The sequence below is a fragment of the Ensifer sp. GW823-FHT05D09 genome (assembly GCF_058795755.1).
Window position 1 is genome coordinate 530,098 of record NZ_JBXAIA010000001.1, and the last position, 16,274, is coordinate 546,371.

Genomic DNA, 16,274 nt, shown 5'->3' on the forward strand with positions numbered 1-16,274 from the left:
CGCCGCCGCTAACGCAGCGTGTCCTTCTTGAGGTTGGCGTGGTTGAGCAACGCCTCGATCAGATCCCAGGCGGCCACATCCTGTGGTTCGGCCGGTCGATGATGCGCCGATTTTGCTTTGGCGAGCGGCACGATGAAATAGTCTGTGCGCGGATCGGGGAAGGGGTCGGCGAAAGACTTCAAGAGCGGCGCATGATCGCCATAGAAGACGAACCAGACGGGACGGTCGAGCTTGTCGAGACGATCTGTCAACTGCTTCAATGCCGCGTCGGATTGCTCCAGGATCGCCAGGTAGATTTCCACCGGATTGGTGAGGTCGCCAACGCGGCCCGGCTCCCACGGGCCGTGGTTTGCCATCGAGGCGACGAAAACGAAACCGCTCGTGTCTTCCGGCAACTTCTCACAGGCATCGATGACCTTGGTCGCGAGCTTCTCGTCGGAGACATAGGGTCCATCACGGGCGGGCACATGGTCGAACCCGTCGAGCATCGTCAACTCGGCAAAGCCGAGTTGCGGCATCGCCTTGTGGCGCAGGAAGAAGGTGCGGTCGTAAGGATGTATGAAATGGGTGTGCCAGCCGGCACGCTTCATTTTTCCCGGCCACACGACGTCGGAATAGTGCGATGCCCGCAGGTAGGGGTAGCTCGCATCCACGTGGATGTCGTCGGGCACGAGGCCGCTGATGACGGCAAATTCGGTGCGCAGTGTATAGCCGCCCTCAAAGACGCTGCTGAGGCGGCCCCATTGGGCGGCCTGTCGCCGCAATCGGTCAAGCGTCGGCATCTTCAGGGTATCGACACCGAAGTGTCGCATGTCGATGAAGGACTCCGATTGCCAGACGACGATCAGCGGCGAGCCATCGTCACCGATCAGGTCCTGGACGGCGGCCCGCACGATTTCCGAGAGTTCGGCGACGATCTTCTCGCGCTTGACGCCGAGCCAGATGATGAAGCGGAAGATGACCGATCCGAAGGTGCCGAAGCGCACCGTGTTCATCTTGACGTCGAGCACCTTGACGAGCCGTTGCACGAGCGCCGCCGTCGGTCGGTTCACCGGGCCGTAGAACAGGAGAAGCCACGGTCCGGCAGCGACCGCCACCATGACCATTATCCAGAACGCCTTGCCGCGGTCGGGCAGAACCGTCGGTTCGAAATACAGGTAAAGCCCGGAAACACCGAAGACATAGAGGAATGCGACCGTCCAGAAGACGATGTTCAGCGAGCTGGCATAGAAGATCGTCTTGTATTTGAAGACATCGACGACGAGGGCGATGTCGGAGAAGATCAGCGGCTCGCGGATGAACTTGAACTTGGCCCGCGAAATCCCGGTGAAGATGATGAAGAAGCTCATCGTGCCGGCGGCGGCATAGAGCGGCCGCCAGGAGCCTGCAAAGAAGCCGGCAAATACCAGTGCGATGACGGGCAAGCGGGCGAGGACGTCGATGACGTCCTGTTTGCGCCCGAAGGGTGAAGGGTTTGCCCGACGCTCGCGTTTCGGCAGTGCGAAGCGGTCGGTGAAGAAGATCACCGCGCAGGACAAGATGAAACAACAGATCGTCAGCGTTATCGGATAGTCGTGCAATTGAACGGGGAGTAACGCCAAGCGGAAACCTTCATGCTTTCTTGCACGCCGACACCGCCTCATGCAGCACGGGAACGGTCTGAGACTTAGAACCTATCGTCGGCACGCACAAGCGCCGTCACTGACCGCGCTTTGATACTCCACCGCTACGGCGCGCGATCGCTCGGTCGAACCACCAGTCGAGAACCGGTCTGACCGCCGGGCCGAACCGGCCAAGGAGAAAAAGTGTGAGGCCAAAATAGATCTCGAACCGCCCGCGCTCGATGCCGTCGACGATCTTGCCGGCAACCGCTTCTGCCGGCCACGGGCTGACCGTACCCATGACCGCGGCCGCCTCGGCGGGGCGAAAGGCAAGTTCGCGCTGAAACTGCGGCGTCTCAGTGTCGGGCGGAAAGCAGACGGAGACGTTTACGCCGTGCCCGCGTGCTTCTGAACGAAGCGCCTGCGCAAATCCGTGAACGGCGAACTTCGACGCACAGTAGGCGGAATAGCCGTAAATGCCGAGAAGGCCGGCGCCGGATGAGATCATCATGATTTTTCCACGCCCGCGTTGCGTCATTCCGGCGTAGACCGCGCGCACCGCATGGACGGTGCCGGAAAAATTCGTGTCCATTTGCCGCTGGAACGCGGTGCTGCCAAGCTCTTCGAACCGGCCGGGCTCAACGACGCCGGCTGAGGTCACCAGGATGTCGCAGGGTCCGAACGCGGCTTCGCAGCGATGGATAGCAGCGGTGATTTCGTCCTCCCTCGCAACGTCGGCCGTCTCGATCCGGATGTCCGCGACTGTCGATGCCTTCGCGGCGAGTTCATCCTGTGCCTGTTTCAGGATCTCGGCGGAGCGTGCAATCAGGGAAAGGCGCTCGCCGCGACTGGCATAGATCGATGCGATCGCCAGCCCTATGCCGCTCGAGCCGCCGGTGATGATCACATGGGTCATGCTGCTTTCCGTCCGCGGCATCCGGCCCTGGAGGGCGCTTGCGCTTCGTCAACGCGCCGAGAGCGCCTTCATCATCTGGTCGATATCGATGCCGCCGAGACCGAAGTTGCGTTCGGTCAGATCCTTCAGGCGCTCGGCCGTAAGCGTCACCGTTTTGCGGATCTGCTCTTCCGTATGGTCGCTGGTGATGAAGAAGCGCAGCCGCGCCAGGCCTTCGGGAACGGCTGGGTGGATGATCGGCAGCGCATTGACGCCGGCCGCCAGCAGATCGTTGGAGAGCTGGACGGCGCGCAGAGAATCGCCGACCAGAACCGGCACCACCGAAAAGCCGCTGCTGAGACCGGTGTCCAGACCTGCCTCCTTGGCAAGCTTCAGGAAGAGCGCACCGTTGCGCCTGAGGGCGGCGGTGCGTGACGGCTCGCGCGCAAGCACGTCGAGGCTTGCGGCGGCCGATGCGGCCAGAACCGGAGCAAGGCCGACGCTATAGACGAAGCCTCCAGCCGACGCCTTGAGCACGGCGACGAGTGCTTCGCTGCCGGCGATGTAACCGCCGCAACTGGACGTCGTCTTCGACAGCGTGCCCATCCAGATGTCGATCTCATTCGGATCGACGCCGAAGTGCTCCGCAAGGCCGCGGCCATGTTTGCCGACGACCCCCAGGGAATGGGCCTCGTCGACCATCAGCCAGAAGCCGTACTCGGCCTTGAGTTTCAGGAGAGCCGGCAGATCGGCAACGTCGCCGTCCATCGAGTAGATGCCCTCGACGATGACAAGGATACGGCGATAATCGCCAGAGACCGTGCGCAGCACATGCTCAAGGTCGCTGGCGTCATTGTGCTTGAACAGGCGGCGCGTGGCCCCGGAAAGCTTGATGCCGGCAAGCGCGCTGTTGTGGATGAACTCGTCGTGGACGACGAGGTCCTTCGGTCCCATCAGGCAGCTGATGGCCGCGACATTGGTCAGATAACCGCTGACGAAGCAGACGGCGGCATCGACGCCGTAGAAGCGCGCGATCTTCTCTTCCAACTCGACATGAACAGGCCGCTCGCCGGCGACAAGCCTGCTGGCCGAGGCGGAGATGCCGAAAGTGTCGACGGTTTCCTTTGCCCTTGCCAGCACCTCCGGGTGCCGGTTGAGGCCAAGATAGTCATAGGACGCAAAGTTGATCAGCTTGCGGCCGTCGATAACGGTCGTGGCGCCGGCCGCCGTCTGATGCGCCCGGTAGAACGGGTTGGCGATCCCAAGCTGTTCGCTGGCAAACTTCTGGGTCTGAACCTGTTTGTATTCCGGCAGATCCTCGAAACGGGCCTGCTGCCGGCGGGCCGGCGGCGGCATCTCTCGCTCCGATCGCGCCATGCGGTTGCGCTCGGAGGATTGATGCGTGTTTCTCATCCGGTCCAGCAGGTTCTCCTTGAGGCTGCTGGTCATCTTGGATGAGCCGGGACCGTTTCCGTTCGTGCTCATTGGCTCTGTGCTTTTTCCTTTGCCGTGCCGACGTGCCGTTGCGCCAACTCGGTGACCAACTTGTCATCCGCACCGTCGCTGTCGTCGCCCTGGTCGCGCTTGCTGACCTTCTCATAGAGCTTACGGGCGACGTCGCCAACCGTCGTGTTGTCTGCGACGCCACTCAGCGGCATGTCGAAGCCGGTATTCTGCTGGAAGCTCATGCCGAGTTCGACGGCCATCAGGCTGTCGAGGCCGATTTCCTTCAAGACCTTGCTGCGCGTGACCGTATCCTTCGAGACCCGCAGGATCGCGGCAATTTCGCCCGCGACCAGATCGAAGAGAATATCCTCGGCTTCCTGAGCAGACTTGCCCTCGATCATCGCGACGAGGTCCATCTTGGTGCCTTCGCCGCCGGACGAATGCTGATCGGCACTGCGCAGGATGACTTCGAAGAGCGCATTGCGGGCGACCGGCAGGTTGCGGGCGGCCGACCAGTCGATCTCGGAAATCATAACGACGGCGGCGTCGACCGTGCCGGGGTCACCGGCAAGGTGGCTTTCCACCATGTCGAGCGCCGTCTGCGCCTTCAGCGCCGTCTTGCCGATGCGCTTGGCCAAGAGGTCGTTGACGTCGGTGTTCTGTACCAGATAGCCCTTGTCGGCGATTGCGCCGAACCCGACCGCAAGACCGGCAAGCCCTTCGGCGCGCCGGGCACGGGCAAGACCTTCGAGGTAGCCGTTGGCCGCAACGTAGTTCGCCTGGCCGGGATTGCCGACCAGCGTCGTTGCCGACGAGAACAGGATGAAGTTGTCGAGCGCATCGCCACGGGTCAACTGATCGAGAACAGCGGCACCCTTTGCCTTGGTGTCGATGACCGGCCGGTTGCGCTCGCGATTGAGATTGCTGATGAGCGCGTCGTCAAGCACCATCGCTGCGTGAACGATGGAGCGCAGCGGCGCAATGCTTCGCAATTCCGCAAGCAGGCTGTCGGCTGCCGTTGCATCCGTGATGTCGCAGGCATGAACCGTCGCCGAGATGCCGGCCTTGGCCCAAAGCTCGATCATCGCCGTCGTTTCCGCGTCCGCAAGGCCGCGCCGCGAGCAAAGGGCGATATTCTTCGCACCCTTGTCGGCAAGCCAGTTGGCAGCGGCCAGGCCGAAGCCGCCGATGCCGCCGACGACGAGGTGCATGCCTTCAGGGTCGATCGTGACACCACCGCGCGGCCTGGTTGCGACCTGGTGTTTGCCGGCCACTGGCGGCAGCACGACGATCTTGCCGATATGGCCTGCGTTCTGCATCAGGCGGAACGCATTGCCGATCTCGTCGAAATCGAAGGCGCGGTACGGCAGCGGTGTCAGCTTGCCGTCTTCAAACAACGCGCCGATCTCGGTGAAGATGCGCTTGGTGAGCGCCGGCGCGTTGACCAGCAATTGGTCGGCGTCGATGCCGAAGTAGCTGACATTGCGACGGAACGGCCGAAGGCCGATCTTGCTGTCGGCGTAGTAGTCGCGCTTGCCGAGTTCGAGGAAACGGCCGAACGGTTTGACGAGCGCCAGGCTCTGCTCCATCGCTTCGGCGAAGAGCGAGTTCAGGACGAGGTCGACGCCTTCGCCGTTTGTCACGGCGCGCACGTCGTTGACGAAACCGAGCGAGCGCGAATCGAACACATGGTCGGCGCCGAGCATCGAAAGGAAGCGGCGTTTCTCGCGCGTGCCGGCCGTGGCAATGACTTTCGCGCCCTTCAACTTGGCGACCTGCAGCGCGGCGAGGCCGACGCCACCGGCCGCACCATGAATGAGGATCGTTTCGCCGGCCTGGATGCGGCCGAGTTCCACCATGGCGTAGTAGGCGGTGAGGAACGCGACCGGCACGGTGGCAGCCGCGACCGGGCTGACCGATTGCGGCAACCGGGCGACACCGGCGCGCGAAACGACCGCGTGGGTGGAGAAGGCCGCGGACGCGATCGCCATGACGGCGTCGCCGACCGAAAGATCGTCCACGCCCTTACCGACGGCAACGACGTGACCGGACAGTTCCATGCCGATCGTCGCACCGGCAAAGCCGTCTTCAAGCGCTTCTTCGGGCAGAAGACCCATGGCCCACATCACGTCGCGGAAGTTGAGGCCGGTGGCAGCCACCTTGACGACAACGTCGCCTGGGCCCGCGGTCGGCACACTGCTTTCTTCCCAAACGATGCTGCCGACCTGAGAGGCGACCCGTTGACGGATTGTGGCTGCGTCGAAGGACGCCGTCGAGCCATGGGCGCTGTCGGTCGGACCGGAAACCGCGCGGATTTCCGAGAGCGATCCGTTCGGCCCTTCCAGCAGCCATTCACGATTGGTGCCGGAAACGGCAAGCAATGGAAGCGCCGCAGCCGTCTTCTGCTCGTCAGACGTCGCGCTGTCTGCGGCAAGATCCAGAGCGTGGACGTCGAGGAACTCGTACTCGTTCTGCAAAACGCGGGCGAAAGCCCAAAGGCCGGCATTGGTGCCGGAGCTTACCGCCGTCGTGCCCGACACACGGGCGGCAACCGGCGCCCCGTCAGGTGCGACAAGAACGAGCCTGGGGCGTGCGTCGCCGTTTGGATCGGTGTCGCCGACGTGCTGGCGCAGCACTTCTGCCAAGGCGCTGAGCGCCAGAACCTGGGCCTGCAAAGAGGCGGAGTCGTCAGTCCGGCTTTTCGGCGCAGGCGACGATAGGAAGACGGCCCGAACGGGTCGATCGCCGAAGGCCTCGAGCGCATCGCGAAGCAACGCCGTATCCGTGGACGTGTCACCCGTCAGATTGACCGGGACGGCGCCTGCGGACGGCTGCGTTTTCTGGCGCAGGCCGACCTGCAGCAGCAGGTAGGTCCCAACTGCCGCGACGGCAGCATCGGTACCGGTCTCGGCAGGCACCGGCGTTTCCACGCCGCGTGCTTCGAGAACGATGATGTTGCCGCTGGCGCATTCGCGATCCGTAACGTCGATCTCGCGAAGGTCGAGATCAGCCAGACATTTCTGCCAATGCGGAACGGCTGCGAGATTGCCGATCGGGAATTCCGCGGCCTGGCTGCGGGCAAACCAGCCGTCCGACAGTCCGAGCGCAAAATCGTTGAAGAGCGATGGCGCGCCGACTGCGGCGACAAGGCCACCGGTCCGGCGGAGCGTCGAGCGAAGTGCCGCGCGAACGTCGATATCGTCTTCAATCAGACCGTAGAGGCGATCGGATGCGCTGATGGCGAGATCGAACGGCGCCTGGGTCGCAAGCTCACCCTTCTTGAGAATGCGGACATGGGCATCGTTTTCAAAGGCGAGTTCCAGGCCACGTTGCGCGTTGTCACGCGGCTCGACCACGCTGAGGCTCGCGCCGTGTTTGGCGGCAAGCGCCGACAGGCGACGGGTGAAGCCGGCGGAAACGCTACCGAGTTCGACAATGCGTAGGCGCATCCCGGCTGGCTGAGCGCGCAGCGCCGCTTCCACGGCGTCCAGAACGAGCGCCATGCGCTGGCGGCTTGCCTCGGAGTGCACGGCCTGATGATCGAGCGTCGCATCGCTGATGAAGCCGGAATTGGCGACGGTTTCGCTTTCGCCACCGGCTGGAGCCGCCAGCAGGACATCAAGACGCGCCAGAGCTTCGGCGTAGGCGTTGTTGATCAGAACCGCCTCGACGGCGCGATCTGGGCGCTCGCCATAGAGTTCGCGCAGGATTTCGGAAACGCTCGGAAGGCTGAATTCCTGCGCGACGGTCCAGATGCCGTCCTTGTGTTCACAGAGACCGGCATCCTCAAGTACGTAGAGGCAGCTCGCCAGGAAACACTGGAAGGCGAAATCGCCGGGCAGGCTGTCGCTGCGCACGACCGATCGTCCCTTGCCGAGCTTCAGCGCAATTTCCTGGCAGGCGCGATAGATGGCTGCGTTGAACAGCAACGTCGTGTTGTCGATACCGGTATCGGCTGCGGTCGTGACGCTGAGGGTCACCGGCGCGTGGACGCCAGCATCAACCGTCGGCAGGAGCGCTTCGGAAAGCACAGTCTCGTAGTGGAACGAGAGGGCGTCCAGCGTTTTGTGCTTGCGCAGATAGGTACGCCGGAAGCGGCAATCCTCGAAATAGGCAACCGGGCCGCCCGACTTGTCGAAGAAGTGGAACTTGGCCTTGATCGAATTGGCGCTGACACGCTCGATCTCGATCGTGGCGCGCGCAATCGGCTTGCCGGCATTGACGACGCGCACGGAACCGAACCGCACCGGAATATAGGGTGCACCGCTCTTGTCGCCGGTAAAGCGGTCAAAAAGCGCAACAAGCCCGTGGAACGTGGCGTCCACCGAGATTGGGTTGAGGGCATAGGTGATCAGCGGATGACCGGACTTGTCCGGGCTCTTCAGCTCGACGTCGACGAACCGATCGTCATAGGCGACGGCCTTGGCGAGCAACTGGAAACGCGGACCGTAGTCGAGGCCGAACTGCCGTGCGGTATCATATGCCTTGGCCGGAGCGACGGTTGCCGTCTTCTGCATGCCGGCAAAGGACGGCAGCGGGCGTTCTTCACTCGGCAACGGCTTGCGGGACCGGGCAACCGCGTGAACGGCCCAGTCGTCTTCCGACAGCCGTTCGCGTGAGCGAATTTCGATGTCGCCGGTTTCCGGCGACAGGACGGTCGACAGCTCCATGATGCGGCTGTCGCTGAGCTCCAGCGGCCGGACGATCTCCAGATTGGTGATCTCGACTTCGTCGGTACCGTAGAACTGCTGCGCGGCTGCTATGGCGATTTCGATGAAACCGCTGCCCGGCAGGATCGCCTTGCCGTCGACGACATGCTCGGCCAGATCCGGAAACAGCGGCGCATCGATGTGGTTCTTCCAGCTGCCGCTGTTCGGATCGCTGCGCCAGCCGGTCAGGCGATAGGGTTTTGCGGTGCGGCCGAAGAGGTCCGTGGCGTCGGTGGTGGCAGCCGGTCGCAGTTCGACCGGCTCGAACGGCAGGCTCGGCAGCGAGATCGCCGCATTGCGCTTGCCGAAGACGCGTGTCGTGTCGACGATGGCGCCGTGGGCGACGGCCCGCGCCATGGCGGCGGAAATCGGGTCCTGGCCGGTCTCTCCGACATCTCTGAGCAGCGTCGGCACGACCATGCCCGGAGAGGCCGCGTGCTTGATCGTCTCTTTGACGTAGGAAGAGAGGATCGGGCGCGGAGAAATCTCGACAAAGAGCCGGCAACCGAGCTCGATCGCCGCCTCTGCCGCCGCCTGGAAACGAACCGGCTCGCGGACATTCTTCCACCAGTAGTCCGGGTCGAGGTGCGTCCCGTCAAGGGCTGCACCCGTAACCGTCGACAGATAGGTGACTTCCGCCCGGCGGGGCGCGATGTCGGGGATGTCCGAGAGGAACGCGTCCTTTGCCCGGTCGATGATCGGGTGGTGGAAGGGATAGTTGATGTCGAGAATCTGGACCGGGATCTTGGCCTTGCGCGCCGCGTCGCGGAAAGCGGAAATCTGATGCGCCGGACCCGAGATCGTCACTGAATTATGGGCGTTGACGGCAGCGACGCAAAGCTCGTCGAGGCCGCGGGCCTCGGCAAAGGCGCGCGCGGCATCTTCACCCAGCATGACGGCGGCCATGGTGCCATGGCCGGCGAGCAGATCCTGGTGCAGCGACCGCTTGGCGACGATCGAGACGGCATCGACCATCGACAACGCGCCTGCCGCATAGGCAGCGGCGATTTCGCCGACCGAATGACCGAAGACGGCGACCGGCTTGATGCCCATGGCGACAAGCGAATCGGAAAGGGCGGCCTGAACCGCAAAGAGCAGCGGCTGGGCGATCTTCGTATCGGACAGCTTCTTGTCGAGGTCGGGATCCGTCAGAAGCTCGGTCAGCGAGATGTCCGAATGGAACTTGAAGAGCGCACTGACCGAGGTGAAACACTGGCGGAAGTGAAGGTTTTCACGGAACGCTTCGACGCCCATGCCGGCCCATTGCGAGCCGTTGCCCGAAAAGACGAAAGCGACCTTGGCATCCCTCGTGACGGCTTCGCCGACTTCGCCGATATCCGAACCCGGCTTTTCCACATGGCTGGCGATCGCGCGTACGATATCTTCGGGATGGTCGCTGCGGGCTGCGAACCGATAGCGCATATGCGTGCGGTTGGCGCCGGAAGCCGCGACCATCGAGCGGATCTCGCCCTTGGACGCGTTGGCAAAGCGCGTCTTGTAGTCCTTCAGCAGGGCTTCAAGGCTCGATGCGGTGTGGGCGCTTGCGAGGAAGACATGCCCTGACGACGGCGGATTGTTGATCTTGTCTTCGGAAACCGGCTCCGGGTCGCTGATGACCACGTGGGCGTTGGCGCCGCCGAAACCGAACGAGTTGATGCCGGCAAGCCGTGCGCGCTTGCCACGCAGCAATTCGATCGGGCTCGCCGTGACGCGCACGTTCAGGCCGTCGAAATCGATATGTTCGTTCGGCGTGTCGAAGTGCAGCGATGCGGGCAGGTAGTTGTTCTCGAGCGCCAAGATCGCCTTCATCATGCCGAAGAGGCCGGAAGCCGGCTCGGTGTGGCCGATGTTCGATTTGATCGATCCGATTGGAACTGGTGCCCGACGGTTGGCGCCGATGACCGTGCCGATTGACCAGACTTCTGCGGGATCGCCGACCTTGGTGCCGGTGCCGTGACCCTCGACGAAGGCGACCTGGTTGGCATCAATGCCGTTACCTTCGTAGATCGCCCTGAGCAGGTTTGCCTGGGCTTCGCGCGAAGGCAGGGAGATGCCGTTGGTCCGGCCGGCCGAATTGACGCCCGACGCAACGATCCGGGCGTAGCTCCGGTCTTTTTCCTTGCGGGCGCGGTCGGAGCGGCGCAACACGAACACCACGCCGCCCTCGGCGCGCACATAGCCTGCCCCATCGTTGTCATAGGCGCGGCAGAGCCCTTCGGGCGAAAGCATGCGCGCCTGCGCAAAACCGACGAACGGCAGGGGATGGGCGAGAATATTGACGCCGCCGACGATCGCCGTATCGATCTCGCCGGCGTTGAGTGCCCGCATCGCCTGATCGAGCGCGACGAGCGAGGAGGAACAGGCCGTATCGACGGTCATGCTCGGGCCGCTTAAGCCGAAAATGTGAGAAATGCGATTGGAGACGATCGACAGAGTGTTGCCGGTCATGAAGTACGGCCCGGCGGCAGCCGGATCCTCGACCGTCAGGTTGGCATGGTCGAGGCTCGATGCGCCAATATAAACGCCGACATTCTCGCCATGCAGCGAGGTCGTCGAGATATTGGCGTCTTCGAGCGCGCGCCAGGCAAGCTGCAGAAGCACGCGCTGCTGCGGATCCATATACATGGCTTCGCGCTGCGACATGCCGAAGACGGCCGGGTCGAAATCATAGAGTTGATCGAGTACGCCGGCAGCAAAGGAGTAGGTCTTGCCCTGCGTACCCATGACCGGGTGCCAGAAACGCGCAACGTCCCAGCGATCGGAGGGGATGCTGGTAACAGTGCACTTGCCCTGACGAAGAAGTTTGAACAACGCCAAAGGCGATTCTGCTCCAGGGGCGAGGCATGCACGCCCAATAATCTCAACAGCCATGTATGATCGAACGCTCTAAACTGACGTTAAAGTTGCATCTGCGATTGCGGCTCCAAACGGAAAACGCAACCGCCAATCGTCCCGCCCCAGGGTTATCCCCATGTATATTCGTTCCGCCTCATTAGTCAGCTTTTAACTTAAAGTGCCTAGCTTTCAAGTCCAAAGGCCTAACATATACATGCCAAGAACCTTCATCCAAGACAAATCGGGCGGCAAACCCGGCAAGGTGTAGGAGGTATGACCGGAAAGGCGCAGGGCCAATTATTTTGCTCGTCATCGTCTGCAAGTGACTTGTTGTGAGACGGCTATTGTGCTTTTCAGAGACCGGCGGATTCCCGACCGGGAGATCATGCGGCGCAGAACTATGAACAGAATCATACCTGTGCCGAATTCGGAGTATCTTAGTTGAAACGTGTAGCTGCCCTTCTGCTTTCTACCGCACTTGCGGGATGTCAGGCTGTTCCGGGCGAAGGGCCACTGGCCGGAGCCATTGTTGCGGATGCTGGTCAATCCGGCGCCGAAATCGGTCGAAAGAATGCCACTGTCTTTGATATCGTCGATGTAACCGGTCAGTCGGCGCGCCTTGTTTCCGACTATGTGTCTTCGACGCTCAACCGCCGGTTCGGCGTTGGCGGCGGCGTCGGCCGCGTCGTCATCGGTGTCGGTGACGCCCTGAAAGTGTCGATCTTCGAGGCCGGCAGCGACGGTCTCTTCTCGACGCAGGATTCCAAGCAGACAAGCATCGATCTGGTCGTTCAGCCTGACGGCAAGGCAGCCATTCCCTATGTCGGGCCGGTCCAGTTTGCCGGCTTGACCCTGGAGCAGGCGCGCCAGGCAATCCTGGAAGCGCTGAAGCAGAAGGCGGTGGAGCCTGACGTCATCGTCACGAGCATGAGCACCGCGTCGCGCAACGTCACCGTTTCGGGTGCCGTCGGCAAGTCCTCGGTCGTGCCGCTCAGCCTCGTCGACGAAACGATCAACGAGGTCATCGCCAAGGCAGGCGGCCCGGTCGCTCAGCCCTACGAGACCTATGTGACGCTGGTGCGCGGCAAGAAGACCGGTACGGTCCTGCTGAAGTCGATCATCGAGAACCCGTCGGAAAACATCCATGTGAAGCCGGGCGACCAGATCTTCGTCGCGCGCGATCCGCGCCGCTTCACGATCCTCGGCGCCGTCAAGGCGAACCAGCGTGTCGAATTCGGCGCCAACGATCTCAATCTGCTGGAAGCGATGGGGCTTGCCGGCGGTGGTTCCGACTACGCGCTCGACATGAAGGGCTACTTCATCTTCCGTTACGAAGAGCCGGATGTGGTCATGAGCCTTCTCGGCCAGCAGCGCTTCAACGAGATGTTGCGCAAGGGCATGAAGACCGACAACCAGGGGCGTTACCCGATCGTCTACCGCTTCGACATGAGCAAGCCGGACAGCCTGATCGTCGGCCAGACGTTCCCGATCAAGAACCGCGACGTGATCTACGCATCGCGCCATCCGTCGGTCGATTTCTCGAAGTTCCTGAACTTTGTTGCGCAGCCGGTCGGCATTGCCAATTCCGGCTTCTCGATCGCCGACAACATCAACAGTCTCGGCAACTGATCCGTTTCAGCGTGCATTTCCAAAAGGGCGTCGACCGCGGTCGGCGCCCTTTTCTTTTGCGTTCGAGGAACGGGCCGCGAAGCGTTCGAAGCGGGTTGCCGTCGCTCAAATTCTGTGATTGATCTTGGACTTAAATCGATTTTGGTGATCGATAGGGATTGGTCCGGTCGAAGGAAAAGTGATGGCTGGTGAAGCGTTGATCGTCGTCGACGTGCAAAACGATTTCTGCCCGGGTGGAGCGCTCGCCGTCGCCGGTGGCGGTGAGATCGTGCCTGTGGTCAATGATCTGATCCGGACATTCGAACATGTGGTGTTGACGCAGGACTGGCATCCCGACGGACATTCGAGCTTCGCCTCCGTCCACTCGGGAAAAGCGCCGTTCGAAACGATAACGATGCCCTATGGTGAGCAGACGCTGTGGCCTGATCATTGTGTTCAGGGCAGCGCAGGTGCTGATTTTCACCCGGCGCTGGAATGGACGCGTGCCGAACTGGTGATCCGCAAGGGCTTTCGCACCGGCATCGACAGCTACTCCGCCTTCTTCGAGAACGATCGCCTGACGCCGACCGGCTTGACCGGCTACCTCCGGGACCGCGGTATCGACAGCGTCACCCTGTGCGGTCTGGCGACCGATTTTTGTGTGGCCTTTTCAGCGCTCGACGCGGTTGCGAGAGGGTTTTCGACCTCGGTCGTGCTCGATGCCAGCAGGGGTATCGATCTGAACGGCTCGCTCGCCGCCATGATCACGCGCATGCGGCAAGCCGGCGTGCGGATGCTTTAGCCCTGTGCCCCTCTGCATATTTCCTTAATTCGCGTTCGGATTAAGGAAATATGCTGAAGTTCAACGTGTGGCAGCGACCTTTGCGCGTCTCGTAAGACGCGTGGCACTGCAGGAGGAGCAATTCCTGAGATGACCAAGACCGATATCGCCAGGCGCGTCTACAACCACGCCTGGAAGCTCGACCCGATTGTGCGTAGCCTGCTCGACACGGATTTCTACAAGCTGTTGATGCTGCAGATGATCTGGCAGCTTTATCCGGATGTGGACGCGACCTTCTCGCTGATCAACCGCACCAAGACCGTGCGGCTCGCCGACGAAATCGACGAGCACGAGCTGCGCGAGCAGCTCGACCATGCCCGCGACCTGCGGTTCTCAAAGAAGGAAATGATCTGGCTTGCCGGTAATTCGTTTTACGGCCGCAAGCAGATCTTCTCGCCCGAGTTTCTGGCCTGGCTGGCAAAGTTCCGCCTGCCGGACTACGAGCTGTCGCGACGCGACGGCCAGTTCGAGCTGACCTTCCGCGGGCGCTGGGCCGAAACCACCATGTGGGAAATCCCGGCGCTTGCGATCATCAACGAGCTGCGCTCGCGCTCGGCGATGAAGGGCCTTGGCCCCTTCACGCTCGACGTGCTCTATGCCCGCGCCAAGGCGAAGATGTGGTCGAAGGTAGAGCGCCTCAGGCAATATCCCAGCCTCAGGATCTCGGACTTCGGCACCCGAAGGCGCCACAGCTTCCTGTGGCAGCGCTGGTGCGTCGAGGCTCTGAAGGAAGGCATCGGCGCATCCTTCTCCGGCTCCAGTAACGTGCTTTTGGCAATGGATACGGATCTGGAAGCGCTTGGCACCAACGCGCACGAGCTGCCGATGGTGGCAGCGGCGCTCGCCCGCAACGACACCGAACTCGCCCAGGCGCCCTACAAGGTGCTCCAGGACTGGAACCAGCTCTACGGCGGCAATCTGTTGATCGTTCTTCCCGATGCTTTCGGCACAGCTGCGTTCCTGCGCGATGCGCCAGCCTGGGTGGCGGACTGGACCGGTTTTCGCCCGGACAGCGCCCCGCCGATCGAGGGCGGCGAGAAGATCATCGCCTGGTGGAAGAAGATGGGGCGAGACCCGCGCGAAAAGCTGCTGATCTTTTCCGACGGCCTCGATGTCGAGACGATCATCGAAACCTACCGGCATTTCGAAGGGCGCGTGCGCATGAGCTTCGGTTGGGGAACGAACCTCACCAATGACTTTGCCGATTGCGCGCCGACGGAGATCAAGGGCCTCAACCCGATATCGATCGTCTGCAAGGTCAGTGATGCCGACGGCCGGCCGGCTGTCAAACTGTCGGACAACCCCCGTAAGGCGACCGGTGACGCGGCAGAGGTTCAGCGCTACCTTAAATTCTTCGGAAGCGAGGATTTCGTCGAGCAGGCCGTCAAGGTCTGATAGCGGCGAGAAGGCTGTGCAACGCGAAGACCGGACAAAAAGAAACCGGCGAGAGCCGGTTTCAAAAGGGGATTTAAGCGTTGCGATTGTCCATCATCGCAATATCAAATCTAGGGGGCGAATCTTAAGGTTGCGTTAAGGCGCATTCCTCGCCGCCTGCAACTACAAATTAAATCTTCCGCTTGAACGTCTTGATAGCCGGATCGCCTCGGTGAGCGGTTAAAACACGAACATGTAAAGCAGGATGATGGCGATCAGGGGTACGCCCATGAGCCAGAGAACGATGCCTTTCATTTCAAAACCTCCACGTCATTGCCGTTGAAGAGGTAACGCCGGCTGTCGCAAAACGTTCCCTGCGTGCGATCGAAGCCTGGTCGTGCTGCCGCCGACCAGAACGCGCTGGTGGCGCTGTGCTGGCTTGAGCCCGCTGCATATTCCAGCTTGGACCGCCGCCGATTTTTAGAGAGATCTGTCCGTCGCCGTTGACATCAGGGCAAAAAAAAGGCCGGGCGAACCCGACCTTCCCATTCGCTGTGCCGCCGCTCGCACATCTGCGTTCGGCAGCGACGCGCGAAAATTACTTGGCCTGCAGGTTGTCTGCAGAAGACTTGCCGGTCTTGCGATCGCGCGTCAGCTCGTAGCTGATCTGCTGACCTTCGTTGAGGCCGGAAAGGCCTGCGCGCTGAACGGCCGAGATGTGAACGAACACGTCCGGGCTGCCGTCGTCAGGCTGAATGAAGCCGAAACCCTTGGTGCTGTTGAACCACTTTACTGTGCCTGTAGCCATGACGATTCCCTTTCAATCGTTCGTAATAGACATTCCCGGAAACAAACCTCCGGATCAGGATAACCGATTTTGAAGAGGGAAGTCCGTCTCTCACGCGCTTAGGGCGCCGACACAAAGTTCGTCAGCAATATCGATTTCCGCCAAATAGGAGCTGAAT

Annotated in this window: 8 protein-coding genes; 3 read left to right on the forward strand and 5 right to left on the reverse strand. The window is 61.8% G+C overall.

Annotated elements, in window-relative coordinates; all coding sequences use genetic code 11:
• Positions 1–8: 8 nt before the first annotated feature.
• From AC1Q80_RS02595 to AC1Q80_RS02610, 4 genes are read right to left on the reverse strand one after another with little or no spacing between them, the layout of a single operon-like run.
• Complete coding sequence (locus tag AC1Q80_RS02595; protein WP_173418957.1) at positions 9–1,643, reverse strand: LTA synthase family protein; 1,635 nt, start codon at positions 1,641–1,643, stop codon at positions 9–11.
• A 55-nt stretch (positions 1,644–1,698) separates the two neighbouring features.
• Entirely contained in the window at positions 1,699–2,517 is an 819-nt protein-coding gene (locus tag AC1Q80_RS02600; RefSeq protein ID WP_492359555.1) for an SDR family oxidoreductase, read from the reverse strand.
• 48 nt (positions 2,518–2,565) lie between these two features.
• Entirely contained in the window at positions 2,566–3,981 is a 1,416-nt protein-coding gene (locus AC1Q80_RS02605; protein ID WP_209787591.1) for an aminotransferase class I/II-fold pyridoxal phosphate-dependent enzyme, read from the reverse strand.
• Positions 3,978–11,522 (reverse strand): type I polyketide synthase, encoded by a 7,545-nt coding sequence (locus AC1Q80_RS02610; protein WP_492359556.1) that lies wholly within the window; start codon positions 11,520–11,522, stop codon positions 3,978–3,980. Before AC1Q80_RS02610 ends, AC1Q80_RS02605 begins: the two co-directional genes overlap by 4 nt.
• A gap of 405 nt (positions 11,523–11,927) precedes the next feature.
• Here AC1Q80_RS02610 and AC1Q80_RS02615 point away from each other — a divergent pair, with 405 nt between their 5' ends.
• The 3 genes from AC1Q80_RS02615 to pncB all read left to right on the forward strand — a co-directional run bounded on the left by AC1Q80_RS02615 (position 11,928) and on the right by pncB (position 15,330).
• Positions 11,928–13,115, forward strand: coding sequence for a polysaccharide biosynthesis/export family protein (locus AC1Q80_RS02615; RefSeq protein WP_492359557.1), 1,188 nt, complete (start codon positions 11,928–11,930; stop codon positions 13,113–13,115).
• Positions 13,116–13,296: 181 nt separating this feature from the next.
• A complete protein-coding gene (gene pncA, locus AC1Q80_RS02620; protein WP_173418961.1) occupies positions 13,297–13,896 on the forward strand; it encodes a bifunctional nicotinamidase/pyrazinamidase in 600 nt (199 codons plus the stop codon).
• 129 nt (positions 13,897–14,025) lie between these two features.
• Positions 14,026–15,330, forward strand: a complete 1,305-nt coding sequence (pncB, locus tag AC1Q80_RS02625) for a nicotinate phosphoribosyltransferase (RefSeq protein ID WP_209787588.1) — start codon at positions 14,026–14,028, stop codon at positions 15,328–15,330.
• A 577-nt stretch (positions 15,331–15,907) separates the two neighbouring features.
• On the opposite strand, the gene AC1Q80_RS02630 is transcribed toward pncB, so the two are convergent.
• A complete protein-coding gene (locus AC1Q80_RS02630) occupies positions 15,908–16,117 on the reverse strand; it encodes a cold-shock protein (RefSeq protein WP_025425871.1) in 210 nt (69 codons plus the stop codon).
• Between the last annotated feature and the right edge of the window lie 157 nt (positions 16,118–16,274).

Bases quoted from the DNA above. Each gene is read 5' to 3' on its own strand.
- AC1Q80_RS02595 (WP_173418957.1), bottom strand. From the start codon at position 1,643: ATGAGGCGGTGTCGGCGTGCAAGAAAGCATGAAGGTTTCCGCTTGGCG.
- AC1Q80_RS02600 (WP_492359555.1), bottom strand. From the start codon at position 2,517: ATGACCCATGTGATCATCACCGGCGGCTCGAGCGGCATAGGGCTGGCG.
- AC1Q80_RS02605 (WP_209787591.1), bottom strand. From the start codon at position 3,981: ATGAGCACGAACGGAAACGGTCCCGGCTCATCCAAGATGACCAGCAGC.
- AC1Q80_RS02610 (WP_492359556.1), bottom strand. From the start codon at position 11,522: ATGGCTGTTGAGATTATTGGGCGTGCATGCCTCGCCCCTGGAGCAGAA.
- pncA (WP_173418961.1), top strand. From the start codon at position 13,297: ATGGCTGGTGAAGCGTTGATCGTCGTCGACGTGCAAAACGATTTCTGC.
- pncB (WP_209787588.1), top strand. From the start codon at position 14,026: ATGACCAAGACCGATATCGCCAGGCGCGTCTACAACCACGCCTGGAAG.
- AC1Q80_RS02630 (WP_025425871.1), bottom strand. From the start codon at position 16,117: ATGGCTACAGGCACAGTAAAGTGGTTCAACAGCACCAAGGGTTTCGGC.